This is a genomic window from Xanthobacter autotrophicus (assembly GCF_005871085.1).
Lineage (GTDB): Bacteria > Pseudomonadota > Alphaproteobacteria > Rhizobiales > Xanthobacteraceae > Xanthobacter > Xanthobacter autotrophicus.
In genome coordinates, this window is record NZ_VAUP01000012.1 from 1 (window position 1) to 16673 (window position 16673).

The 16673-nt window shown below is 67.5% G+C and carries 15 protein-coding genes; 3 read left to right on the forward strand and 12 right to left on the reverse strand.

Going from position 1 to position 16673, the window contains the following annotated elements; genetic code table 11:
- The 4 genes from FBQ73_RS04195 to FBQ73_RS04210 all read right to left on the reverse strand — a co-directional run.
- On the reverse strand, nt 1-826 hold an 826-nt coding region (locus FBQ73_RS04195), incomplete at its 3' end, for a type 1 glutamine amidotransferase (protein ID WP_170218740.1).
- Nucleotides 827-970: 144 nt separating this feature from the next.
- Entirely contained in the window at nt 971-1891 is a 921-nt protein-coding gene (locus FBQ73_RS04200) for a DMT family transporter (RefSeq protein WP_138398269.1), read from the reverse strand.
- A gap of 12 nt (nt 1892-1903) precedes the next feature.
- Complete coding sequence (locus FBQ73_RS04205; protein WP_138398270.1) at nt 1904-2656, reverse strand: SDR family NAD(P)-dependent oxidoreductase; 753 nt, start codon at nt 2654-2656, stop codon at nt 1904-1906.
- A gap of 441 nt (nt 2657-3097) precedes the next feature.
- Nucleotides 3098-3589: a MarR family winged helix-turn-helix transcriptional regulator gene (locus FBQ73_RS04210; protein ID WP_138398271.1), complete on the reverse strand. Its 492-nt coding sequence runs from the start codon at nt 3587-3589 to the stop codon at nt 3098-3100.
- Nucleotides 3590-3851: 262 nt separating this feature from the next.
- On the opposite strand from FBQ73_RS04210, the gene metX reads away from it, so the two are divergent.
- Entirely contained in the window at nt 3852-5072 is a 1221-nt protein-coding gene (gene metX, locus FBQ73_RS04215; RefSeq protein ID WP_246089557.1) for a homoserine O-acetyltransferase MetX, read from the forward strand.
- A gap of 1 nt (nt 5073) precedes the next feature.
- Nucleotides 5074-5742, forward strand: a complete 669-nt coding sequence (metW, locus tag FBQ73_RS04220; protein ID WP_138398272.1) for a methionine biosynthesis protein MetW — start codon at nt 5074-5076, stop codon at nt 5740-5742.
- Nucleotides 5743-5967: 225 nt separating this feature from the next.
- Here the strand turns inward: metW and rpe are convergent, their stop codons facing one another.
- From rpe to FBQ73_RS04265, 8 genes are all read right to left on the reverse strand, one after another.
- Complete coding sequence (gene rpe / locus FBQ73_RS04225; RefSeq protein WP_138398273.1) at nt 5968-6660, reverse strand: ribulose-phosphate 3-epimerase; 693 nt, start codon at nt 6658-6660, stop codon at nt 5968-5970.
- A 215-nt stretch (nt 6661-6875) separates the two neighbouring features.
- Entirely contained in the window at nt 6876-7940 is a 1065-nt protein-coding gene (fba, locus tag FBQ73_RS04235; protein WP_138398275.1) for a class II fructose-bisphosphate aldolase, read from the reverse strand.
- A gap of 241 nt (nt 7941-8181) precedes the next feature.
- Entirely contained in the window at nt 8182-10248 is a 2067-nt protein-coding gene (tkt, locus tag FBQ73_RS04240) for a transketolase (protein WP_170218741.1), read from the reverse strand.
- 292 nt (nt 10249-10540) lie between these two features.
- Nucleotides 10541-11416 carry a phosphoribulokinase gene (locus tag FBQ73_RS04245; protein WP_138398276.1) on the reverse strand — a complete coding sequence of 292 codons (876 nt, stop codon included), beginning with the start codon at nt 11414-11416 and terminating at the stop codon, nt 10541-10543.
- Between the two features lie 35 nt (nt 11417-11451).
- Nucleotides 11452-12516: a class 1 fructose-bisphosphatase gene (locus FBQ73_RS04250; RefSeq protein ID WP_138398277.1), complete on the reverse strand. Its 1065-nt coding sequence runs from the start codon at nt 12514-12516 to the stop codon at nt 11452-11454.
- Between the two features lie 190 nt (nt 12517-12706).
- The gene (cbbX, locus tag FBQ73_RS04255; protein WP_138398278.1) at nt 12707-13660 is read right to left on the reverse strand and encodes a CbbX protein; all 954 of its coding nucleotides are present in this window, start codon (nt 13658-13660) and stop codon (nt 12707-12709) included.
- A gap of 74 nt (nt 13661-13734) precedes the next feature.
- Complete coding sequence (locus FBQ73_RS04260; protein ID WP_138398279.1) at nt 13735-14136, reverse strand: ribulose bisphosphate carboxylase small subunit; 402 nt, start codon at nt 14134-14136, stop codon at nt 13735-13737.
- An 11-nt stretch (nt 14137-14147) separates the two neighbouring features.
- Nucleotides 14148-15614 carry a form I ribulose bisphosphate carboxylase large subunit gene (locus FBQ73_RS04265; RefSeq protein WP_138398280.1) on the reverse strand — a complete coding sequence of 489 codons (1467 nt, stop codon included), beginning with the start codon at nt 15612-15614 and terminating at the stop codon, nt 14148-14150.
- A gap of 95 nt (nt 15615-15709) precedes the next feature.
- Between FBQ73_RS04265 and FBQ73_RS04270 the strand changes: the two genes are divergently transcribed.
- Nucleotides 15710-16669: a LysR family transcriptional regulator gene (locus FBQ73_RS04270; RefSeq protein ID WP_138398281.1), complete on the forward strand. Its 960-nt coding sequence runs from the start codon at nt 15710-15712 to the stop codon at nt 16667-16669.
- The last annotated feature ends 4 nt before the right edge of the window (nt 16670-16673 follow it).

A 16673-nucleotide genomic window follows, 5' to 3' on the forward strand; every position in this document is an offset into this window, starting at 1 on the left:
CAATCCAGTTGGCGATCTCCCGCGTCCGAACACTCTTGGTGATCACCGCGCCGTCGATCCCATGCCGCCACGCCAGAGAAGCGTTGCAGGGGTCGCGCTCGAAATGCTCAAGGTCGGCGATGAACGCGGCCTCCTCGTCCTCGTCCATGAAAAAACCTTCCGCCACCAGCGAGGGACGCAGGCGCCGGAAGATCGCTGCCATCTCCCGGAAGGGATACTCGGGGTGATACTGCACCCCCCAGCAGGACGCGCGACCGGCCTGGAACGCCACCGCCTGAACCTGGGAGTGATCATTGGTGGCAAGGAGTTGCGCACCTTCCGGCAGGGTTTCGACCTCGTCGAGATGCACCGTCATGGCCTCGAATACGGCGGGTTTGCCGGCGTACATGGGATGCCGTGCGCCCTCCGGCGTGGCGCGGATGCGCCGGCTGAAACCCACCTCGCGGCCCTTGGGATTGCGCCGAACCACGCCGCCGGCCGCTACGGTCAGCAGCTGAAGCCCCCAGCAACTGCCGAAGATCGGCACATCCGTGGTGAAGGCCGTGCGCAGAAACTCGATCTGCTGCGCGATCTCGATGCCGCCGTGATAAATATTCAGCGACGAGCCGGTTATGGCGATGCCGTCATAGCCGTCGATGCCGCCGGCGTCGGGCAGGTTGGCCCCGGGATCTGCCGGATAGCAGATGTCTACGCTCACCTGGCCGGGAAAAAGCTCTCGAAGTATCTGCGCATAGCCCTCGCTCGCGGCCTGTCCGCCGAATTCCACCTGACGGGCGCGGGCTTCGGCGGTGTTTCCTTCGACGACGAGAAGGCGGGCGGCTGGCATGGGCATCCTTGGCGCATCGGGGCGGGAGCACCCAAGGATAAGCGGCATTTTGACCAAACCGAGAAATGCCGCCTGATTCCGTGGTCCGTGTCCAAGCCTTCATGGATCTGAACGACACCGGTCAGAAGGTCTCGGCCGCCTCTGTCAGACGCGGCGGCTGCGGGATTCCATCACCAGAAGATAGGCGCCCGAGGCGATGACGACGCCGGCGCCGGCAAGGGTCCAGGCGCTCGGCACTTGGCCGAACACCAGCCAGCCCAGCGCGATCATGGCGATGATCTGCGTGTAGATATAAGGCGCCAGTGTCGCGGCGGGCGCCCGGGCGTGGGCGAGAATCAGCAGGAAATGGCCGACGCCAGCCACCATGCCAAGCTCGAGCATGGCGCCGATGACAAGGGGATCGTGGGGCGTTTCCCATACGAACGGCAGCGGCAGGCTCGCGACCACTGAGCCGACGAGGGACGAATAGAACAGCGTCGTGGCGCTCGAATCACTCTTGGCCAGCATGCGGGTGGTGATGGCGTAGAGCGCGTAGGTGGCCGCCGCGCCCAGCGACAGGATGGCGGCCGGGTGGATGCCGCCGGCTCCCGGGCGCACCACCAGCAGGATGCCGGCAAATCCCACCAGGATGGCGCACCACCGCCGCACGCCCACCCGCTCCCCCAGCATGGGCCCGGCGAACAGGGCGACGAAGAACGGAACCGAGAACATGATGGAGACGGTCTGGTCCAGCTGCAGCACCTGGAGTGCCGTGAAATTGAGCGCCGTGGTCAGGAACAGCATGGCCGAGCGGCCGATCTGCAGCAGCGGCCGGCTTGTCTTCAGGAGGCCCGGCACGGTCCAGGGATTGAACACCACCAGCGAGCACGCGAAGTGGATGACATAGCGCGCCCACACTACGACGAACACATTGATGTGTCCGCTCAGCCACTTGGCTGTGGTGTCGGTGACCGCGAAGCTCGCCACCGCGACGCACATGAGGGCAATGCCGACATAAGGCGCATGCGTGAGGGGTGGCGAGGGGGCGTGCGCCGGAGCGGCTGGGGTGTCTTCCGGCGCACGCATGGCAAATTCGTCTCAATAGGTGGCGCGGCCGCCCGACAGATCGAACACGGCGCCGGTGGTGAAGGAGCAATCGGCCGAGGCGGCAAAGGCGATGGTGGCCGCCGCCTCCTCCACGGCCAGGAATCGCCCGCGCGGAATTTTCGACAGCATATAGTCGATGTGCTGCTGGCTGAGCTGGTCGAAAATCGCCGTCTTTGCCGCAGCCGGCGTCACGCAGTTCACCGCGATGTCGTATTCCGCCAGTTCCTTGCCCAGCGACTTGGTGAGAGCGATGACGGCGGCCTTGGAGGCCGAATAGGCGGAGGCGTTGGGATTGCCCTCCTTGCCGGCGATGGAGGCCACGTTCACGATACGGCCGTAGCCCTTCGCGATCATGTGCGGCGCCACGGCGCGGCAACAGAAAAAGGGGCCGTCCACATTGATGGCCATCACCTGGTGCCAGGCGTCCTCGGGATAGTCCCACAATTTCATGTTGGGGCCGGCGATGCCGGCGTTGTTGACGAGAATGTCGATCTTGCCGAATGCGGCGATCACCTCGGCGACGCCCTGCTCCACGGCCTCGCGGCGGGTCACGTCCACGGTCACGGGCATGACGCGGGCGCGGCCGAGGTCGTCGGCAGTCTTCACGGCCAGTTCCGTGTCGCGGTCGAAGATGGCGACGCGGGCACCGGAGGCGATGAAGCGCTCCACCACGGCGCGGCCGATGCCCTGCGCACCGCCGGTGACGATGGCGATGCGGTCCTTGAGGTCGATGGCGTTGGACATGTTTCCCCCGTCTTGAGCGGCCGTGCCGGCCGTTGTTGGTGACGGAAGGCGGGACCGGCCGGGTTTCACTCCCCGCGAGGGTCCGCCTCCCAACTTGACCACGACGCAGCCGGTCGCCTGTCCTGTTGCGGAAATGGCGAACGGCCGGGTGCGTCGCAGTCCATCCCGAACGGCCGCGTTGGACGTTGGGTGCCTTGGGCGCGCAGTTTGTCTCTAATCGATTGAAATAGCCAGACCGTCTGTTCCGGTTTCAGGAAGGACGGCAAGCGGGTATCCGGAGCGGAACCGCCTGACAGCCAGGGTGGAACGCCACGCCACGACACCGGAGGCACGTCCGAGGCTGTCAGCCTTCAAAGGGCGGGGTCACGCTTCCGGATGGACAACCCACGGCGTCCCTCCCGGTCCGGCAGTTCCCCGGAAAGCGCCTGCGGAGCAGGGGCCTCAATTGTCGTCGTCGTCCTCACCGATATCCGGCTCGTCGTCGATGCCGCCGTCGGCGCCGAGGCGGTGGGCGAGGTTCTTCTCCACCTTGCGCAGCAGCTTGCGCAGGCGCTTCTTTTCCTTGCTGTCGAGCCCGGCCACCATCTCGCCCTCGAGCTGCTCCCAAACGCTGTCGATGGAGGCGCCGCGCTCGCGGCCCGCCTCGCTGAGGAAGACCCGCACAAGCCGGCCGTCGCCATCGGTGGTGCGGCGCTCCACCAGACCCTGGGTGGTGAGGCGGGCGATGGTCTTGGAGGCAGTGGGCGGGCGCACGCGCAGGGCGCCGGCGAGGTCGCCCATGGTACGGCCGTCCTGCTCACACAGCAATTTTAGCACCGCCTCCTGGCCCGGAAACAGGCCCAGCGTCGCCAGCAGCCGCGCCGACAGCGCCTTCTGCAACCGAGCGGTATGGGTGAGACGGTAGCCGATGGTCTTCTGAACCGGATCTTTCATGTCATCCCCCCGCCCGCCGACCCCGGAGCCGGCCGGCCCCGAACTTCAGTCCGGAGCCCGATCCCCCACCCTGAGCTGGGGGCTGCTCCAGCCGTCACTGCGGCGGGCTACTTATCCACGCGCCGGCTTACAATTTTGCGAAGGTCGCCCATCTATCTGGTTCGCTGCACGGCTTTCTGCTGCGCAGCGCGTGTTCCGCCCCCTTCGCGCGGCGTCCGTGCCCCCGCTTGACAGGCGCGCGCGCGCGTCGCTTGGTTCGCCCATGACTTCTTCAGTCCAGCAGGACAATACCCCTAAAGCCGTCGCCGGAGCATCCGCCATCCAGGCGCGGCGCGAGGCGGACGATCCCCACTCGCCCGTCGCGCGTTTCGGCGCCGGAAAGCCGCTGAAGCTCGACGCGGGGGTGGAGCTGTCGCACCTGCAGATCGCCTACCAGACCTATGGCGAGCCCAATGCGGCGCGCTCCAACGCCATCCTGGTGTGCCACGCGCTGACCGGCGACCAGCATGCGGCGAGCCTCAATCCCGTCACCGGCAAGCCGGGCTGGTGGGAGACGCTGGTGGGGCCCGGCAAGCCCATCGACACCGAGCGCTTCTACGTGATCTGCGCCAACGTGCTCGGCGGCTGCATGGGCACCACCGGGCCGGCCTCCACCAATCCCATCACCGGCCTGCCCTATGGGCTCGACATGCCGGTGGTGACCATCCGCGACATGGTCAATGCGCAGGCCATGCTGCTCGATCATCTGGGCATCGACAAGCTGTTGTGCGTGGCCGGCGGCTCCATGGGCGGCATGCAGGTGCTGCAATGGGCGGCCAGCTATCCCGAGCGGGTGTTCTCGGCCCTGCCGATTGCCACCGGCGCGCGCCATTCGGCGCAGAACATCGCCTTCCACGAGGTCGGCCGGCAGGCGGTGATGGCCGATCCGGACTGGCGCGGCGGGCATTATCTCGCCGATGGGGTGACCCCCCATCGCGGGCTTGCCGTGGCACGCATGGCGGCCCACATCACCTACATGTCGGACCAGTCCCTGCACAACAAGTTCGGCCGGCGCCTGCAGGACCGCGCGATGCCCACATTCGGCTTCGACGCCGACTTCCAGGTGGAAAGCTATCTGCGGCACCAGGGTGAGAGCTTCGTGCAGCGCTTCGATCCCAATTCCTATCTCTACGTGACCCGCGCCATGGATTATTTCGACCTCGCCGCCGACCATGACGGCGTGCTCGCCAACGCCTTCCGGGGGGCGAAGACGCGCTTCTGCGTGGTCTCCTTCACGTCCGACTGGCTGTTTCCCACGGAGGATTCCCGCGCCATCGTCCATGCGCTCAACGCCTCGGGGGCCAACGTGTCCTTTACCGAGATCGAAAGCGACAAGGGTCATGACGCCTTTCTGCTGCACGAGCCGGAACTGACCGCCATCACCCGTGGCTTCCTCGACAGCGCGGCGCGGGCCTTCGGCCTGCCGGCCGCACGGCAGGCCTGAGATGGCTTTTCGCGAAGCCGCCCCAGGCGAACCGGTGCTGGACGAAGGCGTGGTGCGCCTGCAGGGCGGGCGCGTCGATCTCGTGGTCGTGGCGGAGATGGTGGCGCCAGGCTCGCGGGTGCTGGACGTGGGGTCGGGCGACGGCGAGTTGCTGGAGCTGCTCGCCACCACGCGCGGCTGCGATGCGCGCGGCATCGAACTGTCCCGCGAGGGGGTGAATGCGGGGGTGGCGCGCGGCCTCGCCGTGGTGCAGGGCGACGCGGACGTGGACCTTGCCCACTATCCCGACGACGCCTTCGATTATGTGATCCTCAGCCAGACGCTGCAGGCCACCCGCCGCCCGCGCTGGGTGCTGGAGCAGATGCTGCGCATCGGCCGCCGCGCGGTGGTGTCCTTCCCCAATTTCGGCCACTGGCGCTCGCGGCTGGACCTGATGGTCAACGGCCGCATGCCGGTGACCGACAACATGCCCATGTCCTGGTACGAGACCCCCAACATCCATTTCTGCACCATCCGCGATTTCGTGGCGCTGGCGGAGCTTCTGGACGCGCGCATCGAGAAGGCGGTGGCGCTGGATTCATCCGGCCACCGGGTGCGGGTCAACATGCCGTGGTGGGTGTGGAACCTGCTCGGCGAGCAGGCGGTGTTTTTGCTGACGCGGAAGGGGTAGGGCACAGTCTTGCTCCCTCTCCCGCTTGCGGGGGAGGAGTGGGGAGGGGGCACGCGCCCACGATTTGCCACCCCGGCCGGCGCACAGCGCCACCGTCATCCCCCGGCTTGACCGGGGGATCCATGCCGCGGCCGGGTCGGTTGGCGCTGTTCAGGGATGTGGGATTGCGGAGAGGTGGATGCCCCGGTCAAGCCGGGGCATGACGATGGTGATGCCGGTCCAAACTCACGCTGCGACGGCGGTGCCCGTCGCGCTCTCGATCTCGCGCTTCATGGCGGCGATGGTGGCGCCATAATCCTTGGCGCCGTAGATGGCGCTGCCGGCCACGAAGGTGTCGGCCCCGGCGGCCGCGATGGCGCCGATATTGTCCACCTTCACGCCGCCGTCGATCTCCAGGCGGATGTCACGGCCGGAGGCGTCGATGCGTTCGCGGATGGCCTTCAGCTTGTCCAGCGCGCCGGGAATAAAGGCCTGGCCACCGAAGCCGGGGTTCACCGACATCACCAGCACCAGGTCGAGCTGGTCCAGCGTATAGTCCAGCACCGAGAGCGGCGTCGCAGGATTGAGCACCAGGCCGGACTTCACCCCCTTGGAACGGATGAGCTGGAGCGAGCGGTCCACATGCTCGCTCGCCTCCGGATGGAAGGAGATGAGGTCGGCGCCGGCGCCCGCGAAGGCCTCGATCATGCCGTCCACCGGCTTCACCATCAGGTGCACGTCCACGAAGGCCTTGGTCACCTTGCGCAGGGACTGCAGCACCAGCGGGCCGATGGTGAGGTTGGGGACGTAATGATTGTCCATCACGTCGAAGTGAATCCATTCCGCCCCGCCCTCAAGCACCGCTTCCACCTCGGCACCGAGGCGGGTGAAATCGGCCGAGAGGATGGACGGGGCGATGATGGGATAAGCGCGGGCCATGGGGGTCTCCTGCAGTATCTTGGCGCATGGTGGTGTCCCCGCATGTCGCCGTGCTTCGCATTGTCATGCCCGGCCTTGTGCCGGGCATCCACGCCGAGCCGCCTGCGCAACGTTTTCGAGGTTGCACCGAGCCGCTGGGCGTGGATGGCCGGGACAAGCCCGGCCATGACGCGTTCTTGTCGAGGATATACGACCCTACGACGATCCGCGGCTAGTCAGTGCACCACCTGCGCCAGCTCGCCGGAGGCGTAGCGCTTGGCCATGTCGTCCAGCTCGATGGGGCGGATCTTGTCCGCCTTGCCGGCGGCGCCGAACGCCTCGAAGCGATTGATGCACACCTTCTTGGCCTCTTCCATGGCGGCGGCGAGGAACTTGCGCGGGTCGAACTCTGATCTGTTCTTTGCCCCCACGCGGCGCATGCCGGCAGTCATGGCGAGGCGGATATCGGTGTCGATGTTCACCTTGCGCACGCCGTAGCGGATGCCCTCCTGGATCTCCTCCACCGGCACGCCGTAGGTTTCCGGGATGTCACCGCCATAGGTGCGGATCTCCTCCAGCAGCTCCTGCGGCACCGAGGACGAGCCGTGCATCACCAGATGGGTGGTGGGAATGCGCTGGTGGATGGCCTTGACCCGGTCGATGGCGAGGATGTCGCCGGTGGGCTTGCGGGTGAACTTGTAGGCGCCGTGGGAGGTGCCGATGGCGATGGCCAGCGCGTCGCACTGGGTGGCTTTGACGAACTGGGCCGCCTCTTCCGGATCGGTCAGCAGCTTGTCGTGGTCCAGCGCCCCCTCGGCGCCGTGGCCGTCCTCGGCCTCGCCCTTGCCGGTCTCCAGCGAGCCGAGGCAGCCCAGCTCCCCTTCCACCGAGACGCCCACCGCATGGGCCAGCTCCACCACCTTGGCGGTGACGGCGGCGTTATAGTCATAGTCGGCGGGGGTCTTGCCGTCTTCCTTCAGGGAGCCGTCCATCATCACCGAGGAGAAGCCGGAGCGGATGGCGCCCATGCACACGGCGGGGGAGGCGCCGTGGTCCTGGTGCATCACCACCGGGATCTCGGGATAGGCCTCCACGGCGGCGGCGATGAGATGGCGCAGGAAGGCCTCGCCGGCATATTTGCGCGCGCCGGCCGAGCCCTGGAGGATGACCGGGGACCGCGTGGCGCGGGCCGCGTCCATGATCGCCTTCACCTGCTCCATGTTGTTCACGTTGAAGGCCGGCAGGCCGTAGGAAAGCTCCGCCGCATGGTCGAGCAGCTGGCGCATGGAAACGAGGGCCATTGTCCTCTCCTTTTGGGTCCTGGGTTTCGTCACTTGAACCGCCGCTCCCCCTCTCCCGCTTGCGAGGGAGGGCCGGGGAGGGGGAAGGGGCGGTTCGAATTGGCAGCCGCCATGAAAACGGAGAGGGCCTGCCCCCTCCCAACCCTCCCCCGCCCGAAGCCGGATGTTTCCGGCTTCGGAACCTCACATTCCGAACTCGGCAACAGCCGAGTTCGGGCGGGAGAGGGCTTTTATTACCGCCTCACCCCACCGCGCGGCGCACCGCCTCGGCCACCTTCTCGACGGTGAAGCCGAACAGGGGCCACAAATCCTTCTCTGGGGCGGATTCGCCGAAGCGGTCGATGCCGATGACGGTCACGCCCTCCTCGCGGGTTCCGGTGAGGCCGCGCCAGCCGCGGGTGACGCCCGCTTCCACCGCCACCACCGGCACGCCCTTCGGGAACAGCGCCGCGCGCTCGGTCTCCGTCAATGCCTCGAACCGCTCGCGGCAGGGCATGGAGACGATGCGGGTGGCGATGCCCGCCGTGTCCAGCGCCTCGGCCGCCGCCACCGCCAGCTTCACCTCGGAGCCGGTGGCGACGAGGATGGCGCGGGCCACCCCCTCGCTCTCGTGCAGCACGTAGCCGCCGCCGGAAATCGCCGCCACCTGTGCCTCCGAGCGCGGCCACACCGGCAGGTTCTGGCGCGACAGGATGAGGGCGGAGGGGCCGTCGGTGCGGGTGAGGGCCGCATGCCAGGCGGTGAGCGTCTCCACCGTGTCGCAGGGCCGCCACACGTCGAGGTTGGGGATGAGGCGCAGGCTTTCCACATGCTCCACCGGCTGGTGGGTGGGGCCGTCCTCGCCGAGGCCGATGGAATCGTGGGTGAGGATGTAGATCACCCGCTGGCCCATGAGCGCGCTCATGCGCATGGCGTTGCGGGCGTAGTCCGAGAACACCAGGAAGGTGGCGACGAACGGGATGAAGCCGCCGTGCAAAGCGATGCCGTTGGCGATGGCCGACATGCCGAACTCGCGCACGCCGAAATAGATCTGGTTGCCGGCCGGGTCCCGCGTCACCGGCACCGCGCCGGGGAAGGTGGTGAGGTTGGAATGGGCGAGGTCCGCCGAGCCGCCGAGAAATTCCGGCACCGCCGGGGCGAGCGCGGCGAGGGCCTGCTGGCTCGCCTTGCGGGTGGCCACGGTCTCGGCCTTCTCCAGGGTGGTCTTCAGCGCCGCCGCATAGGTGTCGGCGAACACCGGGGAGAGGTCACCCTTCAGGCGGCGACGGAACTCGGCCGCCTCCTTGGGATAGGCGCGGGCATAGGCCTCCATGCGGGCCTCCCACGCCTGCTGGCGCGCGGCGCCCGCCTTGCGGGCATCCCACTGGGCATAGATGTCGTCCGGGATCTCGAAGGGCGCATAATCCCAGCCCATGGCGGCGCGGGTGCGGGCGATCTCGTCCGGGCCGAGCGGGGCGCCGTGGGTGTCCTGGTGGCCCTGCTTGGTGGGCGCGCCGCGGCCGATGACTGTCTTGCAGCAGATGAGGGAAGGCTTGCCCTGCGCCAGCGCGGCCTCGGTGGCGGCGCGCACGGCGGCGGGATCGTGCCCGTCCACGTTGCGCACCACGTGCCAGCCATAGGCCTCGAAGCGGGCCGGGGTGTCGTCGGCGAACCATTCCTCCACCTTGCCATCGATGGAGATGCCGTTGTCGTCATAATAGGCGACGAGCTTGCCGAGGCCGAGCCGGCCGGCGAGCGAGCAGGCTTCGTGGCTCACGCCCTCCATCAGGCAGCCGTCGCCGAGGAAGACGAAGGTGCGATGATCGACGATCGCAAGGCCCGGCCGGTTGAACTGGGCGGCCAGCGTCTTCTCGGCGAGCGCCATGCCCACCGCATTGGCGAGGCCCTGGCCCAGCGGGCCGGTGGTGGTCTCCACGCCCGGCGTCATGCCGTATTCGGGATGGCCGGGGGTGCGCGAATGCACCTGCCGGAATCGCTTCAGCTCCGCCACCGGCAGGTCGTAGCCGGTGAGATGGAGCAGCGCGTAGATCAGCATGGAGCCGTGCCCGTTGGAGAGCACGAAGCGGTCGCGGTCGGGCCAGGACGGATCGGCGGGATTGTGGCGCAGGTGCTCGCGCCACACCACGGCGGAGATGTCCGCCATGCCCAGCGGCGCGCCGGGATGGCCGGATTTCGCCTGCTCCACGCCATCCATGGCGAGCGCGCGCAGGGCCGCCGTCACCGGCCAGGCGAGGGAGCCGGGGCTGCGGTCCAGCGTCGGGACGGCGTCTGCCGTGGTGGCCTGTGTGGTTCTGGCGTGAGCAGTCATGGCTCGTCTCCCTTCAACCTTCATTGCCCCTTCGCGGTCGTCCCGCCTTCCCCGGCGCGGGGGAGGGGTGGGGAAGGGGGGTGCCATGGCCATAGGTCCGGGATCGCGAAGGTGGCGGCACCAGACCCCCTCGCGTGTCTCCCCTGCGCGGGGAGGGAAATCGTGTCGCCGCAAAAGGGAGGCGGGGAGGGCGGCAGCCACGCGTCCGAAACACCCCTAAGGCTGGGCTCCCGGACGTGCCGCCCTCCCCCTCACCCTTCCCCCGGCGCGGGGAAGGGGAAGCGTGCGCGCCTCAGCCGGCGCGGCGTTTCCTGTCGATCAGCTTCATGATCAGCGGCGTCAGCAGCAGCTGCATGGCGAGATCCTGCTTGTTGCCGGGGATGACGATGGAGTTCGCCCGCGACATGAAGCTGTCGTGGATCATCGACAGCAGGTAGGGGAAATCGATGCCGTGGGGATCGCGGAAGCGGATCACGACCATCGATTCGTCCGGCGTCGGGATCCAGCGCGCGGCGAACGGGTTGGAGGTGTCCACCGTCGGCACGCGCTGGAAGTTGATGTCGGTCTCGGTGAATTGCGGGCAGATGTAGCGCACGTAATCGGGCATGCGCCGCAGGATGGTGTCCGTGACATCTTCCGTGGAATAGCCGCGGGTCGACTTGTCGCGATGGATCTTCTGGATCCATTCAAGATTGATCACCGGCACCACGCCGATCTTCAGGTCGGCATGTTGGGCCAGGTTGATGTCATCGGTCACCACCGCGCCGTGCAGGCCTTCATAGAACAGAAGATCGGTGCCGCCTTCCACGTCTTCCCACTGGGTGAAGCGGCCGGGTTCGGTGCCGTAGAGCTTGGCCTCCTCCGCGTCGTGCACATAGTGCCGGGCGCGGCCGGAGCCGGTGGCGCCATAATCCTTGAACAGGGTGCCCAGCTCGTCGAGCAGGTTGGTGTCGGGCGAGAAGTGGCTGAAATGGCGGTTGCCCTTGGCGGCCTCGGCGGCCATCAGCTCGCGCATTTCCAGGCGGTCGTAGCGATGGAAGGCGTCGCCTTCCACATAGGCGGCCTTGACCCCTTCGCGGCGGAAGATCTGGTCGAAGGTCCGCTTCACGGAGGTCGTTCCGGCGCCCGACGAACCGGTGACGACGATGATGGGATGCTTGATGGACATGGAATGCTCGGCTCTTTGTGTCTGGGCTGCCGGGATCAGATGAACAGGCCGCGCCGCGCGAACAGCGGCGAGCGCTCGCCGTGGCCGGAGGGCTCCAGGTGATAGCGGGCGGCGCGGGTCACCTCGTCGCGCGAGCCGAAGATGAAGGGCACGCGCTGGTGCAGGCTGGTGGCCGACAGGTCGAGGATGGAGCCGCGCCCGTCGATGGCAGCGCCCTGGGCCTGTTCCATCAGGAAGGCCACCGGGAAGGCTTCGTAGAGCAGGCGCAGGCGGCCGTGGGTGTAGCCCTTGCGGCTGTCGCCGGGATACAGATAGATGCCGCCGCGCTGGAAGATGCGGTGCGCGTCCGCCACCATGGACGCCACCCAGCGCATGTTGAAGTCGCGCTCGCGCGGGCCCTTCTTGCCGGCCAGGCAATCGTCCACATAGGCGCGGATCGGATCGTCCCAGTGGTGGTAGTTCGACATGTTGATGGCGAACTCGGCCGCGCCTTCCTTCACCCGCACCGCCGCGTTCACGAGGCGGAAGGTGCCGTCCTTGTCGAGGGCGAAATGCCAGGCGCCGGCGCCCACCGTGAGCATGAGAGCCGTGTGCGGCCCGTAGATCACATAGCCGCCGGCGAGCATGTCGCGCCCGTTCTGCAGGAAGGCGGTGACGCTCGCGGCGTCGGTGCCGTCCTGGTGCGGGAACACGGCGAAGATGGTGCCCACCGAGATGCAAGTGTCGATGTTGGACGAGCCGTCCAGCGGGTCGATGGCCACCAGCAGCGGGGCTGCGGGATCGAGCAGCACCGGCGCGTCATTCTCCTCGGAGGCGACGGCGGCCACCGGGGCCTTGCGCAGGGCGTCGATGACCATGTCGTTGGAGATGATGTCGAGCGCCTTCTGGCCCTCGCCGGCTTCGCCGGATGAGAGGGTGCGCGCGAGGTCGCCGGCGAGCGGCCCCTCGGCGATGGCGCGGGCGAGCTGGATCGTGCCTGCGGCAAGAGCCGTGAGGGTCGTGGCGACATCGCGGCGGCGGGCGTCCTCGCCCGCCCATTCCTCGAGCGCGCTGGCAAGCGTGATTCCGGGCGCGGCGGCGCGATGATCGGCGGTTGGCATGGCGGTCGTCTCCCTCGAGCCCGCCCGAGCGCGATTGCTGCGCAACCGGATCGCCAGACGGTCTCATTCCTTGGTTCTGGAGGCGGATTCACCGATCAGGCCGTGACAGCATGACCGGATCCGGCTCCAAGGGTCCTCTCCGCGCGGCCCGTTCGGCGGGCCGTCATCGGTGTTTTTGGTCCCGCAGCGTCTATTCGCTGCGGGGCTTGTAGTCGGGGGCGTCGATGCCCCCCGAGAAGACACGGCTGGCGCGCACATCGCCTTCGGTGATGGTCGAGAGCGCGGCGCGGTCGGCGAGGCCCCCCTCCTCGAACAGGCGCAGCGACAGGCGCAGGCGCATGCGGTCGAGGGCGTTGCGGATGGACCGCGCATTGGCGAAATTGGGCTGCGCGCGGCGCTTGGAGACATATTCTTCCAGCGCCACCGCGGCCTCGGGACTGAAGGTGTAGTCGGCCGCCTCCGCCATGGTCCTGGCGATGGAGACCAGCTCGGCATCCTCGTAGTCGGGGAAGTCGATGTGGTGGGCGATGCGCGAGCGGAAGCCGGGATTGCTCTCGAAGAAGCGATCCATGCGGTCCTTGTAGCCGGCGAGGATCACGACCAGATCGTCCCGCTGGTTTTCCATGACCTGGAGCAGGATCTCGATGGCTTCCTGACCGTAATCCCGCTCGTTCTCGGGCCGGTACAGATAATAAGCCTCGTCTATGAAGAGGACTCCGCCCATGGCTTTCTTAAGAATCTCTTTTGTTTTCGGTGCCGTGTGGCCGATATATTGACCCACAAGATCATCCCGCGTCACCGAGACAAGATGACCGCGTCGCACATATCCCAGGCGATGGAGGATCTGCGCCATCTTGAGGGCGACGGTGGTCTTGCCGGTGCCGGGATTGCCGGTGAAGGCCATGTGCAGGGTCGGCGCGCCGGAGGTCAGGCCCAGCGTTTCGCGGGCGCGGCCGATGACCAGGTGAGCCGCGATCTCGCGGATGCGGCGCTTGACCGGCTTCAGGCCGATGAGATCGGCCTCGAGTTCGGCCAGGAATTCAGGGACTTCGCTCTCGATGAAGAGAGAGCCGAGGTCGAGCTTGCCCTCGGCGGCCTCAGCCGGCAACGCGGCGGACGGTGCGGAAAAGGCTGTGTTGAGCATCGCTCGAACCTCGGCTTAAGTTGCGCGGTGGGAACGGCCGCGCTAGTGAAGCGATAAGGCGTCAGATGGCGGGATCAGCCGGCGGAATACTGCCGGTGCTGCATGGCGTAGCGCTGGGTGCGGCCGGGGCCTTCGGTGCGCTCCAGGCGGAAGCCGTCTTCCACCGGCGGGCGCTGGACGATGAACGACAGGCGCACGGTCTCCCAGCCGCGGGTGGAGTCGAAGGCGTTGACCCGCACATAGCGCGTGGGGAAGGTATTGCGGCAGCCGTCGATCTCGCCGACGACGCCGGCGGCGTCGCGCAGGTCGAACATGGGCGGGCCCCACATTTCCCAATAGGTGTTGCGCGGGTGCGGGTCGTCCGTGTGTTCCACCGAGACCGCCCAGCCCTGGTCCAGGCAATATTGCACCTGGGCGCGGACCTGGGCCGGGGTGAGATCCGGCAGGAAGGAGAAGGTGCCTTGGGTGATGCGCATGATTCCTCTCCTCAGGCCACGGACGCGGTGGGAACGAAGTCGGACGTGTCGGTGGAGGCGTAGTTGAAGGTCACCTCGCCCCAGGTATCGAGGGCGGCGCGCAGCGGGCTGCACCACTTGGCGGCCTCGATGAGGATTTCGGGACCTTCGTTCTTGATGTCCCGGCCCTCGTTGCGGGCCAGGATCATGGTTTCCAGCGCGACGCGGTTGGCGATGGCGCCGGCCTGGATGCCATCGGGATGGCCGATGGTGCCGCCGCCGAACTGGAGCACCACGTCCTCGCCGAACAGGTCGATGAGCTGGTGCATCTGGCCGGCATGGATGCCGCCCGAAGCCACCGGCATCACCTTGCGCAGGCCAGCCCAATCCTGGTCGAAGAAGATGCCGCGGGTGTAGTCGGTCTTGGTCACGGTCTCGCGGCAGACGTTGTAGTAGCCCTGCACGGTCATGGGGTCGCCTTCCAGCTTGCCCACCGCGGTGCCGGTGTGGAGATGGTCGACGCCGGCGAGGCGCAGCCATTTCGCGATGACGCGGAACGAGATGCCGTGGCCCTTCTGGCGCGTGTAGGTGCCATGGCCCGCACGGTGCATGTGCAGGAGCATGTCGTTCTCGCGGCACCAGTTGGAGATGGACTGGATCGCGGTCCACCCGACGATGAGGTCCACCATCACCACCACGGAGCCGAGATCCTTGGCGAACTCGGCGCGGCGGTACATCTCTTCCATGGTGCCGGCGGTGATGTTGAGGTAGTGCCCCTTCACCTCGCCGGTCTCGGCCTGGGCCTTGTTGACGGCCTCCATGCAGTAGAGGAAGCGGTCGCGCCAGTGCATGAAGGGCTGCGAGTTGATGTTCTCGTCGTCCTTCACGAAGTCGAGGCCGCCCTTGAGCCCCTCATAGACCACGCGGCCATAGTTCTTGCCGGAGAGGCCGAGCTTGGGCTTGGTGGTGGCGCCGAGCAGCGGCCGGCCGAACTTGTCGAGGCGCTCGCGCTCCACCACGATGCCGGTGGGCGGGCCGCGGAAGGTCTTCACATAGGCCACCGGCAGGCGCATGTCTTCCAGGCGGCAGGCCTTGAGCGGCTTGAACGAGAAGACGTTGCCGATGATCGACGCGGTCAGGTTGGCGATGGAGCCTTCCTCGAACAGGTCGAGGTCGTAGGCGACCCAGCAGAAATACTGGCCCGGCTGGCCCGGCACCGGCTCCACCTTGTAGGCCTTGGCGCGGTACATGTCGGCGGCGGTGAGGCGGTCGGTCCACACCACGGTCCAGGTGGCGGTGGAGCTTTCGCCCGCGACGGCGGCGGCGGCTTCCACCGGGTCCACGCCGTCCTGGGGGGTGATGCGGAACAGGCCCAGGACATCGGTGTCCTTGGGCTGGTAGTCCCCGTCCCAATAGCCCATCTGGGCGTACTTCAGCACGCCGGCGGCGTACCTCTTCTTGGCGTCCTTGATCTGCCCGATGGCGGCGTCGGCACCCATGATGGCGGCCCTCCTTGCTTGTTGGAGGGACCTTGCCCCATGCCCCGATTTAGGTAAATTTGAATGATATGAACTGAGCATTCAGGAAATCTGAAATGGCCTCCCATTGGACCCTGAAGCAGCTGCGGCTGGTGGCCCTCGCCGCCGCCTCCGGCTCCTACGCCAAGGCCGCGCAGGACATGGGTTTGAGCCCGCCGGCGGTGACCGCCCAGATGAAGGCGCTGGAGGAGGATCTCGGCGTGCCGGTGTTTGAGCGGGTGGATGGCCGGCTGCGACCGACCGCCGCTGGCGCGGAACTTCTGGCCGCCCAGCAGCGCATCGCCCACGCCCTCCAGGAGGCGGAGCGGGCGATCGCGGCGCTCAAAAGCCCCGACCGCGGCTCGGTGGTGGTGGGGGTGGTGTCCACCGCCAAATATTTCGCGCCCATGGCGCTGGCGGCGTTCCGCAAGCGCCGGCCCGAGATCGAGCTGAAGCTCATGATCGGCAACCGGGAGGAAATCATCTCCGGCCTCATGAGCCTCGATTTCGACGTGGGCATCATGGGTCGCCCCCCGGCGGAGCTGGAGGCGGAAACCCAGATCCTCGGCGACCACCCCCATGTGGTCATCGCCCCGCCCGAGCACCGCCTCATCGGCCGCCGCCTCTCGCCCACGGATCTGGCCAGGGAGCCGCTGCTGGTGCGCGAGCGCGGATCGGGCACCCGCATCCTCATGGAGCGGGTGTTCGAGGAGGCGGGCGTCGCCCAGCCGGCCATCGCCATGGAGATCGGCTCCAACGAGACCATCAAGCAGGCGGTGATGGCGGGGCTGGGCCTGTCCTTCATTTCCGCCCATACGGTGGCGGCCGAGGTGGCGGACGGGCGCCTTAAGGTGCTGGAGGTGCAGGGCCTGCCGGTGGTACGTCAGTGGCTGGTGGTGCGGGCCAAGGAGAAGCGCCTGTTGCCGGCGGGCCGGGCGCTGCTGGATTTCCTCGCCCGCGAGGGCGGCAGCTTCCTGCCGCAGATGCCGGAAGGCGAGGGCGGCCGCTGCTTTCTGCCGCAGAAGCCGGCGGCGTGAGTGC